This is a genomic window from Streptomyces finlayi (assembly GCF_014216315.1).
GTDB classification, from domain to species: domain Bacteria; phylum Actinomycetota; class Actinomycetes; order Streptomycetales; family Streptomycetaceae; genus Streptomyces; species Streptomyces finlayi_A.
Map to the genome: position 1 here is coordinate 553265 of NZ_CP045702.1, position 18043 is coordinate 571307.

Below are 18043 nucleotides of genomic sequence, written 5' to 3' on the forward strand. Positions count from 1 at the left end.
CGGTGTTCAGTCCCGTGTTGCCCCATACCCCCCGCCCGTAGTTCACTGAACCCCGTGGGCGGATCCCGCCCGCGTCGTTCCACCGGACCGGAGGCATCTTCATGGGGGTTGGCCACGACCACGGGCACACGCACGGCGGGCCGCCTCCCACGGGCACGGCGGCCGCCGCGTACAAGGGACGACTGCGGATCGCCCTGGGCATCACGCTCGGCGTCATGGTCGTGGAGATCGTCGGTGGTCTGCTCTCCGACTCGCTGGCCCTGATCGCGGACGCGGCCCATATGGCGACCGATGCGCTGGGGCTCGGCATGGCTCTGCTCGCCATCCACTTCGCCAACAGGCCGGCCGGGCTCCAGCGGACGTTCGGCTTCGCCCGCGCCGAGATCCTCGCCGCGCTGGCCAACTGTCTGCTGCTGCTCGGTGTCGGCGGCTACCTGGTCTTCGAGGCGGTGGACCGTTTCATCACGCCCGCCGAGACCAAGGGCGGACTCGCCATCGCCTTCGCCGCCGTGGGTATGGCCGCCAATCTCGTCTCCCTGTCCCTGCTGATGCGCGGGCGGAAGGACAGCCTCAATGTGCGGGGCGCCTATCTGGAGGTGCTGGCGGACACGCTCGGCTCGGTCGCCGTGCTGGTGTCGGCGGGCGTCATCATGGCCACCGGCTGGCAGGCCGCCGACCCCATCGCCTCGCTGGTGATCGGTCTCATGATCGTTCCCCGTACGGTGAAACTGCTGCGGGAGACGCTGAACGTGCTGCTGGAGGCGGCGCCCAGGGACGTGGACATGGGCGAGGTCCGGGCACACATCACCGCGCTGCCCGGGGTGCTGGACGTGCACGATCTGCACGCCTGGACGATCACTTCGGGGATGCCGGTCCTCTCCGCCCATGTGGTGGTGAGCCAGGAGGTGCTGGACTCGATGGGGAACGAGAAACTTCTCCACGAACTCCAGGGCTGCCTCGGTGATCACTTCGACGTGGAGCACTGCACCTTCCAGCTGGAGCCGGCCGGGCACGCCGAGCACGAGGCGAGACTCTGCCTCTGACACCGGTGCCACCCCCGGACGGCCGGTGCTAGGGTTTCCGAGTTCCACGGGTCTCCCCGGGGAAGGGAACCCCGAACCAGAGACACGTGAGATCCGAGAGGAGCTGAGGTTGATGACTGTCATGACGACGGCTGCCCCGCGCCGCGTCCGGTCCTTCCTCATCTCCCGGGTTCCCGGCTGAGCACCCCGACCCACTGTCGCCACCTCGGCCGGAGCCCTCTCACCCAAGGGTTTCCCACGTTGACCGACCACTCCAGGTCCGACATTTCCGACGCCTCCGCACACTTCGAGGCGTTCTTCTCCCTGCATCACGGCCTTCCCCGGCAGAGCCCGGGCTCCGATGCCACCACCCGGCGGCTGCTCGCCCTCGCGGGACCGCAGCCGCCCCGTCCGCGCGTCCTCGACCTGGGCTGCGGCCCCGGCCGGGCCGCCCTGCTGCTCGCGGCGGAGGCGGGCGCCGAGGTGACCGCCGTCGATCTGCACGAGCCCTTCCTCGACGAACTGCGCGAGGCCGCCCGGTCCCGGGGGCTCGGCGACCGTATCCGTACGGTCAGGGCCGACATGGCCGACCTCACGGGTCCCGATTTCCCCGACGGATCGTTCGACCTGGTCTGGGCCGAGGGTTCCGCGTACGTCATCGGCTTCGACACCGCCCTGCGTGACTGGCAGCGCCTGCTCGCTCCGGGCGGCTCACTGGTGATGACCGAGTGCGTCTGGACGACTGACGCGCCCACCGACGCGGCCCGCGCGTTCTGGGAGCGGCACGGTTCGCTGCGCCCGGTGACCGCGAACACGGCGGCGGCGGTCGCGGGCGGGTACCACGTGCTCGGGTCGCTGGTGCAGCCCGAGAGTGACTGGGACGAGTACTACGTCCCGCTCGCCGGGCGCATGGGCACCGCCGATCCCTCGGCTCCCGGTATGGCGTGGGCGCTCGCGTCCACCCGTGAGGAGCTCGCCATGCGGCGCGAGCACGGCGCGGAGTACGGGTACGCCGGCTACGTACTGCGTCCCGCCGATCCTCGCTGGCCGGTCCGGCCGGAGACGGCGGCGGACCGGGGCGCCGTGCACGCCGTCAACGCGGCGGCGTTCCCGACATCCCGGGAAGCCCGGCTCGTCGACGCCCTGCGGGACGACCCGGAGGCGTGGCTGCCGGGTCTCGCGTACGTCGCGGAGGCGCCGGACGGTTCCGTGGCGGCCTACGCCCTGCTGACCCGGTGCCGGGTCGGTGACACCCCCGCTCTCGCACTGGCCCCGGTGGCCACCTCGCCCGCGCACCAGCGGCAGGGCGCGGGCCGTGCGGTGGTGCGGGCGGTGCTGGACGCGGCCCGGCTGCGGGGCGAGCCGCTCGTCCTGGTCCTCGGGCACCCGGACTACTACCCGGAGTTCGGTTTCGTGCCCGCGTCGCGGTTCGGGATCCGGCCCGGGTTCGAGGTACCTGACGAGGCGATGATGGCGCTGGTGCTCGACGATTCCGTGCCGGTGCCGAGGGGCATGATCCAGTACCCGGTGGCCTTCGGAGTCTGAGCCTCGTGTTCCGCTTCCGGCCGGGGCCGGGTCCCCCTGCCGCGCCACGACGGCGCGGCAGGGGGACATGCCCGGAGCCGAAGTACTGACAAGCGGCTTTTGTGCGGCAGACTTGACCGGACTCCAGGGTCCGGCGCACGGGGCCGGGGACCAAAGCGAAGGATGGGTATGCCGACCACACCAGCCACCGCGGCGCACAGTTCGCCGAACGGCACTGCACAAGCGATCATGCTCGAACTGGTCGACGAGAGCGGCACCACCATCGGCACCGCGGAGAAGCTCGCCGCCCATCAGGCGCCGGGCCAGCTGCACCGGGCGTTCTCCGTGTTCCTCTTCGACGAGCAGGGGCGGCTGCTGCTCCAGCGCCGCGCGCTCGGCAAGTACCACTCCCCCGGCGTCTGGTCGAACACCTGCTGCGGTCACCCCTACCCCGGGGAGGCGCCCTTCGCCGCCGCCGCCCGGCGCACGTTCGAGGAACTGGGGGTCTCCCCCACACTGCTCGCCGAGGCGGGCACGGTGCGTTACAACCACCCGGACCCGGCTTCGGGACTGGTGGAGCAGGAGTTCAATCATCTGTTCGTGGGCATGGCCCAGGACCGGCTGGAGCCGGACGCGGAAGAGGTCGGCGAAACGGCTTTCGTGACCGCGCGGGAGCTGGCGGAGCGACACGCGCAGGCGCCGTTCTCGGCGTGGTTCACGACGGTGCTGGATGCCGCACGGCCGGCGATCAGAGAGCTGACGGGGCCGTCCGCGGGCTGGTGACGGTGCTCCTGTACGGGGCGGTCAGAACTGCGTCTTCAACGGCAGTGCCGCCCAGATGATCTTTCCGCCGCCTGCGGTGTGTTCCACGTCGCAGGTACCGCCCGCCTCGGCGGTGACCTCCCGGACCAGCAGCAGACCGCGGCCGCCCGTCTGGGCGGAGTCGGTCTCCAGGGCGATGGGGCGGTACGGATGGTTGTCCTCGACCGACACTCTGATCCATTCGGCACCGATGGCCACCTCGACCGCGAGTTCGGGCGAGAGCAGCGCCGCGTGCTTCACCGCGTTGGTGACCAGTTCCGAGACGATCAGCAGCAGACCCTGGAAGATGTCGTCCTCGACGGGCACGCCCTGGCGGTTCACCAGGTCCCGGACGGCGTGCCGTGCCCGGGGCACCGAGACGTCCACCGCGGGGGCGGTGAAACACCATACCCCCTCGTACGACGCGGTATGGGCCGGGACACTCCCTGGGCTCTCCATGATCCGGTACCCACTCTCGACTCGCACATCACTGACTGTCGAGTAATGAGTGTTGGGAACCGTTTGGTACACACCATGCCACTGATCGCAAATAGTCACTTATCGACGACATTTGATCAGAATGAGTATGACGGCGTCAGTTGTGGGACCTCTTCTGATGGCCTTCTGATGTCTTGCCCTTGCCCTCGGCGCCCTGTGTGCGCTCGGTGGGCTCGGTGGCCTTCCTCTCCGCCGCCATCTGATCCGAGACCAGCCCGACGACGCGCCGGCCGCCGACCCCGAAGGCGACCAGACCCAGGCCGTCGAACAGCAGCGCGAGCGAGAAGAAGGTACCCAGCACGTAGAGACTGCTGTGCGGCCAGTCGAAGAGCACGAGCAGCCCCAGGAGCAGACCGAAGGCGCCCTGGAGAAGCGTCCAGCCGAACTGCGGGCCCCGGACGACGACACTGCCCACCAGGCGGAACACACCGCCGGTGAGGAAGAGCAGTGCGGCGAACATGGTCAGCGCCTCCGCGGTGCCCTCCGGGTGACGGATCACCACGACGCCGGCGGCGATGTTCAGCGCGGCGACCACCACACCGAGCCAGAAGAAACTCGTGCCCCTGGACTGGATCGCGTGGAGCAGTCCGACCAGGCCGCCGATCAGCAGCAGCCAGCCGAAGAGCAGCATCGAGGTCAGAGTGGCCACGCCCGTGTAGACGAGACCCACCAGTCCGGCGACGACGAGCAGAATGCCGAGCAGGGTGAGCCAGCTGAAACTGCGGCTGAGCTTCTTGCCCTCGGCTGCGGGACCGGTCATCAGCAGCTCCTCACCACGCGTGTCCGCTTCGCGACCCCTTCTTGATCATAGGTTCGAACGGTCCGGATAGCATCCGGCGCATGGACCGTACGGATCAGCCCCGGCTGGAAGACACCGTGACTGACGGGATCGCCACCGTCGTCATCAGCAATCCGGCCAAGCGCAACGCGATGACGGCGGACATGTGGCAGGCGCTGCCCGTCCTGCTGGAGCGGCTGGCCGCCGACCGCGCGGTGCGGGCGCTCGTACTGACGGGCGCCGGTGACACGTTCTGCGCGGGCGCGGACATCTCCTCGCTCCGGTCCTCCGTCCAGGAACCGGGAGGCCACCCGCAGGCCCTCGCGGTGCGGGCCGAGGAGGCGCTCGCCGCCTTCCCCCGGCCGACGCTCGCCGCCGTGCGGGGGTTCTGCGTGGGCGGCGGCAGCCAGCTGGCGGCCGCCTGCGATCTCCGGTTCGCCGAGGAAGGCGCTTCCTTCGGTATCACCCCGGCCAGACTAGGCATCGTCTATCCCTCGTCGTCCACCCGGCGGCTGGTCTCGCTGGTGGGGCCCGCCACGGCGAAGTTCCTGCTGTTCTCGGGCGAGCTGATCGGTACGGAACGGGCGCTGCGCGCCGGGCTGGTCGACGAGGTCCTGCCGGCCGGTGAGCTCGGTGAGCGGGTCGATTCCTTCGTGCACCTCCTCGCTTCCCGCTCCCAGCTGACGCAGGCGGCGGCGAAGGAGTTCGCCTCGGGGCGCGAGGACCGGGACCCCTACTGGGCGGATCAGGCGCGCCGCAGCGGCGACACCGCCGAGGGCGTCGCCGCGTTCCTGGAGCGGCGGGCGCCCGTCTTCACCTGGACCACGGGGCCCGTGGACGGCGCGGCTACCGGAGGATGAAGCGGTTCTTCGTACGGAACTCCTCGACCAGGGCCGCCGGGGCCTTGGCCGGAGACCCGCAGTCGTACGGCGGCTGCGGGTCGTACTCCGTCAGGAGCTGCACCGCCCGCGCGTGTTCGTCACCCGCGATCCGGCCGACCAGGGTCAGGCCCATGTCGATGCCGGACGAGACTCCCGCCGCCGTGACGTACTTGCCGTCGGTCACGACGCGTTCGGCGGTCGGCTCGACGCCGTAGGCCTTCAGGCTGTCGAGGGCGAGCCAGTGCGAGGTGGCGCGGCGTCCACTCAGCAGTCCGGCCGCTGCCAGCAGCAGCGAGCCGCTGCACACGGAGGTCGTCCAGGTGCTGGTGGCGTCGGCCGAGCGCAGCCAGCCGAGCAGCGCCTCGTTCTCCATCTGGTCACTCTGGCCGGGGCCACCGGGGACGACCAGAACGTCCGGGGACGGCACTTCGGCGAGCGTCCGGTCGGCGACGAGCGAGAGGCTCCCGCGGTCGTTGCGCACAGGACCGGTCCGCTCGGCGACGAAGACCGTCTCGGCGCCGGGGGTGCGGCAGAGCATTTCGTACGGGCCGACGGCGTCGAGTGCGGTGAAGCGGTCGAAGAGCAGGATGGCGATCTGCATGGCGGGTTCCTCTCGGGATGGTGGTGTCCGACCGGCCTGGCTGGTTCCGTCCGGGCCGGCGGGGTCCGTCGTGTCGCCCCGCGGTCAGGGCGCGGCGTGGGACGGGCGGAAGCGGCGGCGGTATTCGGCGGGCGCGGTGCCGAGTGCCTTGACGAAGGCGCGGCGCATGGCCTCCGGCGTGCCGTAGCCGCTGGAGTGCGCGATCCGGGCGACCCCGTCCGTGGTGTCCTCCAGCAGCCGGCGGGCCTCTTCGAGACGTACGCGGTCGACGTAGCGACCCGGCGTCATCCCGGTCTCCGCCTGGAAGGCGCGGGCGAAGTGCCGGGGTGAGAGCCCGGCGCGGGCGGCGAGCGCCTCCACGGAGAGGTCGCCGGCGGGGTGCTCGGTGATCCAGTGCTGGATGTCCCGCAGAGGTTCGCGGCGGGCCGTCTGCGCGGTGAGCTGGGCGCTGAACTGGGCCTGGTTCCCGGGCCGTCGCAGGAACACGACAAGATGGCGGGCCACGGTGAGCGCCACCTCGCGGCCGTGGTCCTCCTCGACCAGGGCGAGCGCGAGATCGATGCCCGCCGTGACTCCGGCGGAGGTGGCCAGTGTCCCGTCACGTACGAAAATCGGGTCCGGGTCGACCTCCACGGCCGGATAGGTGCGCGCGAGATGATCGCAGAACGCCCAGTGCGTCGTGACGCGGTGCCCGTCGAGCAGTCCCGTCTCGGCGAGCAGCAGCGCGCCCGTGCAGACGGAGACGAGCCGGTCGGCGTGCGGGGCGTGGCCGCGGAGCCAGTCGATCAGTGCGGGCTCGGGCTCGCGCGTGCCCTGGCCGCCGGGAACGAGGAGCGTGTGGGGCGGTGGGGCGTCGGCGAGCGCGGTGTCGGGGACGAGGGTGAGCCCGCTGGTACTGCGGACCGGGGCGCCGTCCAGGGAGGCGGTGCGCAGCTCGTACGTGACCCCGGGGAACCGGGAGGCACCGGCGAAGACCTCCACCGGGCCGGTGACATCGAGGCTCTGGACGCCGTCGAAGAGAACGACGAGTACGGATCGCTGCTTCATGCGGCTCATCCTGAGCGGGCCGGCCCGATGGCCGCAATGACGAACAACCCTCCTTTCCTGCCATGCCGCCCGCTGGTCAGCCGTAGGCCGCTCGGGGACCACCCGTCCTCCAAGGATTCACGGCGAACGGCTTCCGCGCCGTACCGACCAGTCGGTAACGTACGGGCATGAGCACTCTTCCTCCCCGCGCCGGACGCCGCTGCCACAACGCCCTCAACCCGCTGCACTCCACGGTCTACTTCTCCCCCGACCTCGGCAAGGAGATGGGCGAACTGGGCATCGTCGACTCCGACGCCGCCTACTTCGCCGCCCGCGGCGCCGCGATGGGCGCCGTCGGAGCCGGTACCGTCAGCGCCGCCTTCTACAACTTCAACCACGAGCTGGTGGCACGCCATCTGCCCGCCGTCTGGTCCGTCGCCTCCCCGCAGGCGGTAATCGACGCGCGGCTGCGGGCAGCCGACACGACACTCCGCAGGCTGCTGGGCGAGGAGGTCATCGCCTCGGCGGAGCTCGCCGAGGCCGCGCGGCTCGCCCTGCGTGCCACCGAGGGCTGCACCCGCCACGCCCGGCCGCTGTACGCCGCCCACGCCGATCTGCCGGTCCCGGACGCGCCGCACCTCGCGTACTGGCACGCGGCGACCCTCCTGCGCGAACACCGGGGGGACGCCCATCTCGCCGCGCTCCTCGCCGCCGGTCTGGACCCCGTGGAGGCCATGGTCAGCCACACCGCGACCGGCAAGGGAATGGCCCCGCGCTGGATCCTCGCCACCCGTGGCTGGCGCCGCGCCGACTGGGACGCTGCCGCCGAGCGGCTGCGCGGACGCGGTCTGCTGGACGACGCGAACGAGCTGACGGAGGCGGGCACGGCTCTCCGGGCCGGCCTCGAGGAGGCGACGGACCGGATGGACGCCGCACCGTACGAACGCCTGGGCGCCGAGGGCGTCGAGCGGCTGACCGAGCTCGGGCGCGGCTACCTGTTCGCGGCGGCCTCGGCCGGAGCGTTCCCGGACGGCCTCGTCGGAAAAGGCTGATCCAGGAACGTTTACGAGCCGCGGTCAGGGTCACGCGCACAGGACACCGTTCACCGCGACGAAGGAGAACACCATGCGCACGATCGCAGACATCTTCCGCACCATCGGCTCCGCCGTGGCCACCGTCGTGACGCTGCCCTTCCGGCTGGTGGCCAAGCTCTTCGGCGGCGCGTCGCGCGGCGGCCGGAGCCGGCGCGCCTGAGCCGGCGGTCCGCGCGGCGGCCTTCGACGAGGTCACGCGACACGACCCCCGGCCACCCGGCACAATGCAGGCGAAGGGGACCATCCCCAGCAGGTACAGCCAGCACAGCCAGTACGAGAAGGCGAGTCGGGAAAACCGTGACGACGTCCATCGAAGGCAGGATCGCCGAGGAGCTCGGCGTACGTGAGCGTCAGGTGAAGGCGGCCGTCGAGCTGCTCGACGGCGGGTCGACCGTGCCGTTCATCGCGCGCTACCGCAAGGAAGCCACCGAAATGCTCGACGACGCGCAGCTGCGCACGCTCGAGGAACGGCTGCGGTATCTGCGGGAGCTGGAGGACCGCCGGGCGGCGATCCTCGAATCCGTACGCGAGCAGGGCAAGCTCGACGAGTCGCTGGAGGCGCGGATCCGGGCCGCCGACACCAAGGCGCGGCTGGAGGACATCTACCTCCCGTTCAAGCCGAAGCGCCGGACGAAGGCACAGATCGCCCGCGAGGCGGGGCTCGCGCCGCTGGCGGACGGGCTGCTCGGCGACCCGTCGGTGGATCCGCTCGTGGCCGCTGCCGCGTTCGTGGACCCGGACAAGGGCGTGGCGGACGGGGCGGCGGCCCTGGACGGCGCCCGCGCCATCCTCGCCGAACGGTTCTCCGAGGACGCCGACCTCACGGGCGAGCTGCGTGAGCGCATGTGGTCGCGCGGACGGCTCACGGCGAAGGTGCGGGAGGGCAAGGAGGAGGCCGGGGCGAAGTTCGCCGACTACTTCGACTTCGCGGAACCGTTCACCGTGCTGCCCTCGCACCGGGTCCTGGCCATGCTGCGGGGCGAGAAGGAGGACGTGCTCGATCTCGTCCTGGAGCCCGAGGAGCCGGAGGCCGCGGAGCGGCCGGGCCCGTCGGCGTACGAGAACATGATCGCCCGGCGCTTCGGGATCAACGACCGGGGGCGTCCGGGCGACAAGTGGCTCGCCGACACCGCGCGCTGGGCCTGGCGCACCCGCATCCTGGTCCACCTCGGGATCGATCTGCGGTCGCGGCTGCGTACGGCGGCGGAGGACGAGGCGGTACGCGTCTTCGCGTCGAACCTGCGCGACCTGCTGCTCGCGGCACCGGCCGGGACCCGGGCGACGCTGGGACTCGACCCCGGTTTCCGTACCGGCGTGAAGGTCGCCGTCGTCGACGCGACCGGCAAGGTGGTGGCGACGGACGTCATCCATCCGCACGTTCCGGCCAACCGGTGGGACGAGTCGCTGGCGAAGCTGGAGCGGCTGGCGAAGGCCCACTCCGTGGACCTGATCGCGATCGGCAACGGCACGGCGTCACGCGAGACCGACAAGCTCGCCGGTGAACTGTGCGAGAAGCATCCGGAGCTGAAGCTCACCAAGGTGATGGTGTCGGAAGCCGGCGCCTCGGTGTACTCGGCGTCCGCCTTCGCCTCGCAGGAACTCCCGGACATGGACGTGTCGCTCCGTGGCGCGGTCTCGATCGCGCGGCGCCTCCAGGACCCGCTGGCCGAGCTGGTGAAGATCGACCCGAAGTCGATCGGAGTAGGCCAGTACCAGCACGACCTGTCCGAGGTGAAGCTGTCGCGCTCGCTGGACACGGTCGTCGAGGACTGCGTGAACGGGGTCGGCGTCGACGTCAACACCGCTTCCGCGCCGCTGCTTTCGCGCGTTTCCGGCATCGGTTCGGGTCTCGCCGAGAACATCGTCGCGCACCGGGACACCCATGGACCGTTCCGCTCGCGCCGGGCGCTGAAGGATGTGGCGCGGCTGGGTCCGAAGGCGTACGAGCAGTGCGCGGGCTTCCTCCGCATCCGGGGCGGGGACGATCCGCTGGACTCGTCGAGCGTGCACCCCGAGGCGTACCCGGTGGTGCGGGCGATGGTGAAGACGACGGGCAGCGAGGTGGCGTCGCTGATCGGCAACGCGGGTGTGCTGCGCACGCTGCGGGCCGATGACTTCGTGAACGAGAAGTTCGGTCTGCCGACGGTCACCGACATCCTGAAGGAGCTGGAGAAGCCGGGCCGTGACCCTCGTCCGGCGTTCAGGACGGCCACCTTCAAGGACGGCGTCGAGAAGATCGGCGATCTGGCGTCCGGGATGGTGCTGGAGGGGGTCGTCACGAACGTGGCGGCGTTCGGGGCGTTCGTGGACATCGGGGTGCACCAGGACGGCCTGGTGCACGTGTCGGCGATGTCCAGGACCTTCGTGAAGGACCCCAGGGATGTCGTGAAGCCGGGCGACGTCGTGAAGGTCAAGGTCATGGACATCGACATTCCGCGCAAGCGGATCTCGTTGACGCTGCGGCTGGACGACGAGGCGGTGTCCGCCGGGCAGGCGGGACAGCAGCCCGGCGAGGGCGGGGAGCGGGGCGCACGGGCCGGCCGGCCGCCTAGGCCCCGTCAGGGTGAGCAGGGCGGGCGCGGCGCAGAGGGCGGTGGCCGGGGCAGCGGTCAGAGCACGGGCCAGGGCGTCCGGGGCGGTCAGGGGCGTGACCGGCGCGGGGGCGGCGGCGCGGGCGGTGCGCGCCAGGCACCGGCTGCCGTGCCTGGGAACAGTGCGATGGCGGACGCGTTGCGGCGGGCGGGGCTGGCCGATCCGAAGCAGGGCGGCAGGAAGCCGTAGCGGGTGGACGGGGAGGGGCGGTCGCCGCTGTGCGCGGCCGTCCCCTCCCCAGCCCTTTCAGATCTCCGTCACCTTGCCGTTGGACACCTCGAGGCGCCGCGTCGTGCGGACCGACTCCAGCATCCGGCGATCATGTGTGACCAGCAGGAGCGTGCCGGTGTAGGAGTCGAGTGCCGACTCCAGCTGCTCGATCGCCGGCAGGTCCAAATGGTTCGTCGGCTCGTCCAGGACCAGGAGGTTGACGCCCCGGCCCTGGAGGAGGGCGAGTGCCGCGCGGGTGCGCTCGCCCGGGGAGAGTGTCGTCGCGGGGCGGGTCACATGGTCGGCGCGCAGGCCGAACTTGGCGAGCAGCGTGCGGACTTCGGCCGGTTCCGTGTCGGGAACGGCCGCGCAGAACGCGTCGATCAGGCTCTCCGAGCCGTGGAACAGCTTGCGGGCCTGGTCGACCTCGCCGACCACGACACCCGAGCCGAGCGTGGCGTGCCCGGAGCCGAGCGGGAGCCTGCCGAGCAGGGCGGCGAGCAGGGTGGACTTGCCCGCTCCGTTGGCTCCGGTGATGGCGACCCGGTCCGCCCAGTCGATCTGCAGCGTCGCCGGTCCGAAGGCGAAGTCGCCTCGTACGACCTCGGCGTCGCGGAGGGAGGCGACGACCGAACCCGAGCGCGGGGCGGAGGCGATCTCCATCCGGAGCTCCCACTCCTTGCGGGGCTCCTCCACCACATCGAGCCGCTCGATCATGCGCTGCGTCTGCCGGGCCTTGGCGGCCTGCTTCTCGCTGGACTCGCTGCGGAACTTACGGCCGATCTTGTCGTTGTCCGTGGCCTTGCGGCGGGCGTTCTTGACGCCCTTGTCCATCCAGGAGCGCTGCGTCTGCGCGCGTCCTTCCAGCGCTGACCGCTTGTCGGCGTACTCGTCGAACTCCTCGCGGGCGTGCCGGCGAGCACGGTCGCGCTCCTCCAGGTAGGCCGCGTAGCCGCCGCCGTACAGGTTGATCTCCTGCTGCGCCAGGTCCAGCTCCAGGACCTTGGTGACCGTACGCATCAGGAACTCGCGGTCGTGGCTGATGACGACCGTGCCCGTCCGCAGTCCGGCGACGTACCGCTCGAGGCGTTCCAGGCCGTCCAGGTCCAGGTCGTTGGTGGGCTCGTCCAGCAGGAAGATGTCGTAACGGGACAGCAGGAGCGAGGCGAGTCCGGCGCGGGCGGCCTGGCCGCCGGAGAGCGCCGTCATCGGGAGGTCCAGGCTGATGGTCAGGCCGAGGTCGGCAGCGACCTCCTCGGCCCGCTCGTCGAGGTCGGCGCCGCCGAGCGAGAGCCAGCGTTCCAGCGTCTCGGAGTACGCGTCGTCCGCACCCGGAGCCCCGTCGACGAGGCCCTGGGTCGCGGTGTCCATCGCTTCCTGGGCGTCGGCGACGCCGGTGCGGCGGGCGAGGAAGGCCCGGACCGTCTCATCCGGGCGCCGCTCGGGTTCCTGCGGGAGGTGCCCGACGGTGGCGGTGGGCGGGGAGAGGCGCAGCTCGCCCTCCTCCGGGCTGTCGAGCCCTGCGAGGAGGCGGAGCAGGGACGATTTACCGGCGCCGTTGACTCCGACGAGACCGATCACATCGCCGGGAGCGACGACGAGGTCGAGCCCTGCGAAGAGAGTGCGGTCGCCGTGTCCGGCGGCGAGATCCTTGGCGACGAGAGTGGCAGTCATCAGAGCTCGATCCTAAACGGCGTGCGGGAGGACGCAGCAGCCGACCGGTATGCGAGGCGATCCGTTAGCGTCCTCTGTCAGTGCGGACCGCACGCGTGCGGTCCGAGACGGAGGGGGCAGCGGTGACAGCGGTGGCGGATGTGATCGTGTTGGGGAGCGGGGTGATCGGGCTGACCACCGCGGTGGTGCTGGCGGAGTCCGGGCGCCGGGTCCGGGTCTGGTCGCGGGAACCGGCCGCGGTGACGACGTCCTCGGTGGCCGGCGCGCTGTGGTGGCCGTACCGGATCGAGCCGGCGGCGCAGGTCGGGGACTGGGCACTGGCCACCCTGCGGGTGTACGAGGAACTGGCCGCCCGGCCCGCGGAGACCGGCGTCCGGCTGGTCGCCGGAATGCACAGGGGTGAGCGCTTCGCCGGACTGGGGCCGTGGGCGAGGCAGATCAACGACGCCACCGAGGTGGCGGACGGGCTTCGTGCCACGCTGCCGCTGCTCGATATGCCGGTGCATCTGGACTGGCTGGAGCGGCGCCTGGCAGCGGCCGGGGGCACGGTCGAGCGGCGTACGGCGACGAGCTTCGAAGAGGCTGCGGCCGAGGCGCCGGCAGTCGTGAACTGCACGGGGCTGGATGCGCGCGAGCTGGTTCCGGACGCCGGGCTGAGGCCGGTCCGCGGCCAGCTGACCGTCGTGGAGAACCCAGGCATCGGGGAGTGGTTCACGGAGGCGGACCCCGCGTCGAGCACGACGACGTACTTCTTCCCGCAGCCCGGTGGGCTGGTGCTCGGTGGTACGGCCGAGGTGGACGACCGACGCACGGAGCCCGATGCCCGTACGGCCGAGGAGATCGTGGCGCGCTGCGCCCGGATCAGGCCGGAGATCGCCGGGGCCCGGGTCATCGGGCACCGGGTGGGGCTGCGGCCGGCCCGCGATACGGGGGTGCGGATCGAGGCCGGGCCGCTGCCGGGCGGTGGGCACCTGGTGCACAACTACGGGCACGGGGGCGCCGGTGTGACGGTCGCCTGGGGCTGTGCGCGGGAGGCGGCCCGGCTGGTGGGCTGAGTCACCGACCGCCGCGGGTGGCGGCCCGCCACCCGCGTCCTCGGTCAGGCTTCCGGGCCGGTCTTGTCGGTCCTGGCCTGCTTGTTCCGCTCCGTGGTGATCCGGCTCTCGCCCGGGCCGATCCTGATCTCGAAGTCACCGTCGTACTTCGTGTGGCCGGCGATGACCGCTGACTCGACGGCTTCGATGCCGAACTCCTGGCGGACGATCATCGGGTCCTGCCGCAGGTCCCGCATCAGGGCCACACACATACCGATCATGACCAGGGTGAACGGCGCGGCCACCAGGATGGTGAGGTTCTGGAGACCTGCGAGCACGTCACCCTTGCCGTCGCCGACGAGCAGCATGATGGCGGCTACGGCTCCGGTGACGACGCCCCAGAAGATCACGACCCACTTGGCGGGTTCGAGGATGCCCTTCTGCGAGAGCGTGCCCATCACGATGGAGGCGGCATCGGCGCCGGAGACGAAGAAGATGCCGACCAGAACCATCACCAGGATGCTCATCAGGGTGGCGACCGGGAACTGCTGGAGGACGCCGAAGAGCTGGGCCTCCGGGGTGGTGGCATCGTCCAGCTTGCCGGCTTCCTGCAGCTTGATCGCCGTACCGCCGAAGACCGCGAACCAGACCAGGCTGACCGTGCTGGGGACCAGAATCACGCCGCCGACGAACTGACGGATCGTCCGGCCCCGGCTGATCCTGGCGATGAACATGCCGACGAACGGTGTCCAGGAGATCCACCAGGCCCAGTAGAAGACCGTCCAGCCGGCGAGCCAGTCGGCGACCGCCCCCTTGCCGGTGGCCTCGGTGCGCCCTGCGAGCTGGGCGAGGTTGTCGAAGTAGGCGCCGACCGAGGTGGGCAGCAGGTCGAGCACGATGATCGTGGGACCTGCGATGAACACGAAGATCGCGAGCGTCACGGCGAGCACCATGTTGATGTTGGACAGCCACTGGATGCCCCTCTCGACGCCGGAGATCGCGGAGAAGACGAAGGCGACCGTCAGTACGCCGATGATCGCGATCAGGAGACCCGTACCCGTCTTCTCCTTCCAGTCGAGCTCGTGGACCCCGCTGCCGATCTGGAGTGCGCCGAGCCCGAGCGAGGTCGCGGAACCGAACAGCGTGGCGAAGATCGCGAGAATGTCGATGAGGCGGCCGGCGCCACCGTGCGCGCGCCGTTCCCCGATGAGTGGTTCGAAGACCGCACTGATCGTCTGTCGCCTGCGCCGCCGGTAGGTGCTGTACGCGATCGCGAGCCCGACCACCGCGTAGATCGCCCAGGGGTGCAGCGTCCAGTGGAAGAGCGTGGTGGCCATCGCCGTCTGCATCGCCTCCGCGGCGTCGGCGGGGTGCGTACCGGGCGGCGGGTCGATGAAGTGGGCCAGCGGCTCACTCACTCCGTAGAACATCAAGCCGATACCCATACCGGCACTGAACATCATCGCGACCCAGGAGATGGTCCGGAATTCGGGCTTCTCCCCCTCCTGCCCGAGCTCGATCTTCCCGTAGCGGCTGATCGCGAGCCACAGGGCGAACACGACGAATCCGGACGCGGCGAGCATGAAGGCCCAACCACCGTTGTGGATCAGCCCGTTGAGCAGCCTGCTGGAAACGCTCTCCAGCGAATCGGTGGCGGTGGCGCCCCAGACGACGAAGGCGAGAGTGAGTACCGCCGTGACTCCGAAGACCACCCGGTCGGTCGTGGGATGCCCGCCGTGATGCGAGCCGGCGGGGAGATTCGCCGTGACGGCCAGCTCTCCCCGCGCATCCGCTCTCTGATCGTCCTGCGACACAAGTGGCACCTTTCACGGAGTCCGAAAAATCGCTCTCCGTAGGCAGTACCACACAGGGCGCTGATCCTCAGGGATCAACAAGCCGTAACGGCTTGACCGTTTGTGAGATGATATGTCGCCCGCTCGTCGAGGAGTAGCGGAACGAGATTGCGCGCCGACTGCCTCAGCGGTACATACGCTCCGTCACCATCGGGACGGGAGGTGATCCCGTGCAGCGCCAGTTCGTCCCCCACTTCGGCGTGCTGGGCCGCGGTGAGCCGGTAGCCGCAGGGCGGGTCCTGGATGATCTCGTCCGGTCCGGCCGGATCGTTGTCGGCGCCGCCGAGACGGACCGGGCCCCGGTCGGCGGACCCGGCGGCCCGGGACGCCCCGGTGGCTGCCTCGATCCGGCCGCGCTGCTCGGCGTCGAAGGTGAACAGACCGTCGAGTGCGGCCTGCTGGGACTCGACCCTGCGTCGCTGGTTGAGCGCCCGGTCGGCCTTCTCGGCGTCGGAAAGCGCGTCGACGCGGGACTCGATGAGCAGACCCACCGCGTGCTTGATGCCGGAGGCGTTGCGCAGGATGCGCTCCTGCCCGTCACCCGCGGTCTGCTTGATGGGGTCCCCGGTGACCGGATCGGTCCAGATCCCGTAGACGCCGCTGCTGTAGCCCGACCGCTCGGCCACCGGCCTGACGTACCGGTCGGACAGGGTCTGTGAGGCGTCGTGCACCCCGTCGTGGACGTTGAGGTTACGGGGCCAGAGGACGAAGAGGTCCTTGTCGTAGTACGGCGGGGTGGCCCCGTATTCGTGCAAGTCGTAGATCATGTCCGGGCGTTGGTCGCGGATGACAGCGGCCGTCGCACGGCCCTCGACGGTCCGGAGCGCGATGTGGTCCCGGTTGATGTCGACGCCGTCCGCGTTGCCGCGGGTGTTCGCCGCCCGTCCGTCGGGGTTGGCGGTCGGCAGGACCAGCACATTCGTACGGGACAGGAAGGTGCCGGTAGCCCGGTCCCGGGCGAAGGCGAGATCCCGGACGGTGGAGAGACATGCCTCACGGCCGGACGGCTCGTCGCCGTGCTGACTGCAGATCAGCAGCATCGTGTGCGCGGCCGGCCGGTGGGCGCCGATGCGGACGAGCTGGAGGGGACGTCCCTGTTTCGTCGTGCCGATCCGCTGGATCGCGACACGGTCGCTCGCCCGGTCGACCGCGGCGAGGAACTCCTGCTCCTCGGGCTGCCCGGTCCAGCGGGCCCCGTTGCTCGTCTCGAATCCGGTACGGGGCGCCGAGTCGGCGGCCTCGGCGGGGACGGTGGCGAACGGTACGGCGAGAGCCGCCGCGGCAAGGGTCAGGGCGAAGCCGCGCAGACCGGCGCGGCGCCCGCGGGAAAGCCGCGGTGCTCGGGTGCTGCGGAGTGCACGGGCGATGCGAGGGGTCATCTGCGGCTGCCTCCCGGGATGCGGTGGCGGGCACGAAGACGCCCGCGCGCGTATCAGCGTGTGCGGAAGGTACCTCGGTCAACTCCTGTGCAACAGGGGGCGATCACGCGGCGGTGTGCCGGTGAGGCCGCTCGGCTACCGGTGCGCGCCGCTCGCCGACCTGTGCGCCGCCCTCGCCCTGCGGGCGAGCGGCAGATAGCGCAGCCGTTCCGGAAGGGCGGGGACCACCCGGCGTACGACGCCGCAGAACTGACGCAGCCTCCGCTCGTCCCCAGGGGTCCACTCCAGTCCGATCGTCGCCCGGGCCTCCGGCGGCATGAGGCCGACCGTGACGAAGCTGCGGAACCAGGCCAGCGGCGGAAGCACCACCGGCCACAGGATCCGGAGCAGGAGCCGCACGGGCAGGGGGCCGCGGTCCGGCGGAGGAACGGAAGCGTCGGTGGCCACCAGTTCACGGACGACGGCGGTCGCCTCGACCTCCTCGGCGAGCATCCTGCGGTAGTACGGCCAGAACTCCTCGACCGTCTGCGGCATGTCCCGGTCGCGGATGCCGAGTATCCGGCCCACCTGGAGCCATTCGCGGTAGAGCGCCCGCTCCTGCGCCTCGGTCATCGGGCGGACCAGATAGCGCGCCGCGTGACGGTAGACGGGGAAGCCGGTGGCGTGGACCCAGGCGTAGTTCGCGGGCGTCAGCGCGTGGTAGCGGCGGCCCCGGGTATCGGTTCCCCGGATGGTCCGGTGCAGTGCGCGGAGGCGGCGCCCCTCCTCGGCCGCCGCCTCGCCGCCGTACACCCAGAGCTGGAGCGAACGCAGGGACCGCTCGCCGCGCCCCCACGGGTCGGTGCGGAAGACGGAGTGCTCGTCGACGCCCGCGCCGACCGCCGGGTGGGCGACCTGGAGGGTGAGGGCGGCGGGGAGGATCAACAGGGAGCGGATGTCACCGGTCAGGCTCCACAGCACGCCGCCCGGCGGGGGTGGGGAGGGAGCATCGCCCGTGTCCGGGACCTCGGCTGCTGTGCTGTCCATACTCCAGTATGCGATCACGGGCGATCACGGGCGATCGAGGTGCCCACGGG

At 71.0% G+C, this 18043-nt stretch carries 16 protein-coding genes; 8 read left to right on the plus strand and 8 right to left on the minus strand.

Translation table 11 applies throughout. From position 1 onward, the window contains the following. Window positions 1–101: 101 nt before the first annotated feature. The 3 genes from F0344_RS02755 (at window position 102) to idi (ending at window position 3329) form a co-directional block, all read left to right on the plus strand. Window positions 102–1043, plus strand: coding sequence for a cation diffusion facilitator family transporter (locus F0344_RS02755; RefSeq protein WP_185297241.1), 942 nt, complete (start codon window positions 102–104; stop codon window positions 1041–1043). A gap of 240 nt (window positions 1044–1283) precedes the next feature. Continuing rightward, window positions 1284–2567, plus strand: coding sequence for a GNAT family N-acetyltransferase (locus F0344_RS02760; protein ID WP_374940056.1), 1284 nt, complete (start codon window positions 1284–1286; stop codon window positions 2565–2567). 168 nt (window positions 2568–2735) lie between these two features. Further along, entirely contained in the window at window positions 2736–3329 is a 594-nt protein-coding gene (gene idi, locus F0344_RS02765) for an isopentenyl-diphosphate Delta-isomerase (RefSeq protein WP_185297242.1), read from the plus strand. 21 nt (window positions 3330–3350) lie between these two features. On the opposite strand, the gene F0344_RS02770 is transcribed toward idi, so the two are convergent. After that, complete coding sequence (locus F0344_RS02770) at window positions 3351–3806, minus strand: ATP-binding protein (protein ID WP_185302480.1); 456 nt, start codon at window positions 3804–3806, stop codon at window positions 3351–3353. Window positions 3807–3942: 136 nt separating this feature from the next. Further along, window positions 3943–4605: an HdeD family acid-resistance protein gene (locus F0344_RS02775; protein ID WP_185297243.1), complete on the minus strand. Its 663-nt coding sequence runs from the start codon at window positions 4603–4605 to the stop codon at window positions 3943–3945. Window positions 4606–4685: 80 nt separating this feature from the next. Here F0344_RS02775 and F0344_RS02780 point away from each other — a divergent pair, with 80 nt between their 5' ends. Continuing rightward, on the plus strand, window positions 4686–5483 hold the full coding sequence (locus F0344_RS02780; RefSeq protein ID WP_185297244.1) for an enoyl-CoA hydratase/isomerase family protein: 798 nt from the start codon (window positions 4686–4688) through the stop codon (window positions 5481–5483). On the opposite strand, the gene F0344_RS02785 is transcribed toward F0344_RS02780, so the two are convergent. Both F0344_RS02785 and F0344_RS02790 read right to left on the minus strand, forming a co-directional pair. Then, window positions 5470–6105: a DJ-1/PfpI family protein gene (locus F0344_RS02785; protein WP_185297245.1), complete on the minus strand. Its 636-nt coding sequence runs from the start codon at window positions 6103–6105 to the stop codon at window positions 5470–5472. The genes F0344_RS02780 and F0344_RS02785 overlap by 14 nt on opposite strands. A gap of 84 nt (window positions 6106–6189) precedes the next feature. Continuing rightward, window positions 6190–7152, minus strand: a complete 963-nt coding sequence (locus tag F0344_RS02790; protein ID WP_185297246.1) for a GlxA family transcriptional regulator — start codon at window positions 7150–7152, stop codon at window positions 6190–6192. Between the two features lie 167 nt (window positions 7153–7319). Here F0344_RS02790 and F0344_RS02795 point away from each other — a divergent pair, with 167 nt between their 5' ends. The 3 genes from F0344_RS02795 (at window position 7320) to F0344_RS02800 (ending at window position 11006) form a co-directional block, all read left to right on the plus strand. Next, a complete protein-coding gene (locus F0344_RS02795; protein ID WP_185297247.1) occupies window positions 7320–8183 on the plus strand; it encodes an SCO6745 family protein in 864 nt (287 codons plus the stop codon). Between the two features lie 73 nt (window positions 8184–8256). Next, complete coding sequence (locus F0344_RS35360) at window positions 8257–8385, plus strand: LPFR motif small protein (protein WP_258049621.1); 129 nt, start codon at window positions 8257–8259, stop codon at window positions 8383–8385. Between the two features lie 137 nt (window positions 8386–8522). Further along, on the plus strand, window positions 8523–11006 hold the full coding sequence (locus F0344_RS02800) for a Tex family protein (protein ID WP_185297248.1): 2484 nt from the start codon (window positions 8523–8525) through the stop codon (window positions 11004–11006). A gap of 57 nt (window positions 11007–11063) precedes the next feature. Here the strand turns inward: F0344_RS02800 and F0344_RS02805 are convergent, their stop codons facing one another. Next, the gene (locus F0344_RS02805; protein WP_185297249.1) at window positions 11064–12701 is read right to left on the minus strand and encodes an ABC-F family ATP-binding cassette domain-containing protein; all 1638 of its coding nucleotides are present in this window, start codon (window positions 12699–12701) and stop codon (window positions 11064–11066) included. Window positions 12702–12823: 122 nt separating this feature from the next. Between F0344_RS02805 and F0344_RS02810 the strand changes: the two genes are divergently transcribed. Further along, complete coding sequence (locus F0344_RS02810; RefSeq protein WP_185302481.1) at window positions 12824–13756, plus strand: FAD-dependent oxidoreductase; 933 nt, start codon at window positions 12824–12826, stop codon at window positions 13754–13756. Window positions 13757–13800: 44 nt separating this feature from the next. On the opposite strand, the gene F0344_RS02815 is transcribed toward F0344_RS02810, so the two are convergent. The 3 genes from F0344_RS02815 to F0344_RS02825 all read right to left on the minus strand — a co-directional run bounded on the left by F0344_RS02815 (window position 13801) and on the right by F0344_RS02825 (window position 17993). Continuing rightward, on the minus strand, window positions 13801–15549 hold the full coding sequence (locus F0344_RS02815; RefSeq protein ID WP_185297250.1) for a BCCT family transporter: 1749 nt from the start codon (window positions 15547–15549) through the stop codon (window positions 13801–13803). 74 nt (window positions 15550–15623) lie between these two features. Next, window positions 15624–16967, minus strand: coding sequence for a M14 family metallopeptidase (locus F0344_RS02820; RefSeq protein ID WP_185297251.1), 1344 nt, complete (start codon window positions 16965–16967; stop codon window positions 15624–15626). 135 nt (window positions 16968–17102) lie between these two features. Then, window positions 17103–17993: an oxygenase MpaB family protein gene (locus F0344_RS02825; protein ID WP_185297252.1), complete on the minus strand. Its 891-nt coding sequence runs from the start codon at window positions 17991–17993 to the stop codon at window positions 17103–17105. Between the last annotated feature and the right edge of the window lie 50 nt (window positions 17994–18043).

Bases quoted from the DNA above. Each gene is read 5' to 3' on its own strand.
- F0344_RS02805 (WP_185297249.1), bottom strand. From the start codon at position 12,701: ATGACTGCCACTCTCGTCGCCAAGGATCTCGCCGCCGGACACGGCGAC.
- F0344_RS02775 (WP_185297243.1), bottom strand. From the start codon at position 4,605: ATGACCGGTCCCGCAGCCGAGGGCAAGAAGCTCAGCCGCAGTTTCAGC.
- F0344_RS35360 (WP_258049621.1), top strand. From the start codon at position 8,257: ATGCGCACGATCGCAGACATCTTCCGCACCATCGGCTCCGCCGTGGCC.
- F0344_RS02785 (WP_185297245.1), bottom strand. From the start codon at position 6,105: ATGCAGATCGCCATCCTGCTCTTCGACCGCTTCACCGCACTCGACGCC.
- F0344_RS02795 (WP_185297247.1), top strand. From the start codon at position 7,320: ATGAGCACTCTTCCTCCCCGCGCCGGACGCCGCTGCCACAACGCCCTC.
- F0344_RS02820 (WP_185297251.1), bottom strand. From the start codon at position 16,967: ATGACCCCTCGCATCGCCCGTGCACTCCGCAGCACCCGAGCACCGCGG.
- F0344_RS02770 (WP_185302480.1), bottom strand. From the start codon at position 3,806: ATGGAGAGCCCAGGGAGTGTCCCGGCCCATACCGCGTCGTACGAGGGG.
- F0344_RS02755 (WP_185297241.1), top strand. From the start codon at position 102: ATGGGGGTTGGCCACGACCACGGGCACACGCACGGCGGGCCGCCTCCC.
- F0344_RS02790 (WP_185297246.1), bottom strand. From the start codon at position 7,152: ATGAAGCAGCGATCCGTACTCGTCGTTCTCTTCGACGGCGTCCAGAGC.
- F0344_RS02780 (WP_185297244.1), top strand. From the start codon at position 4,686: ATGGACCGTACGGATCAGCCCCGGCTGGAAGACACCGTGACTGACGGG.
- idi (WP_185297242.1), top strand. From the start codon at position 2,736: ATGCCGACCACACCAGCCACCGCGGCGCACAGTTCGCCGAACGGCACT.
- F0344_RS02825 (WP_185297252.1), bottom strand. From the start codon at position 17,993: ATGGACAGCACAGCAGCCGAGGTCCCGGACACGGGCGATGCTCCCTCC.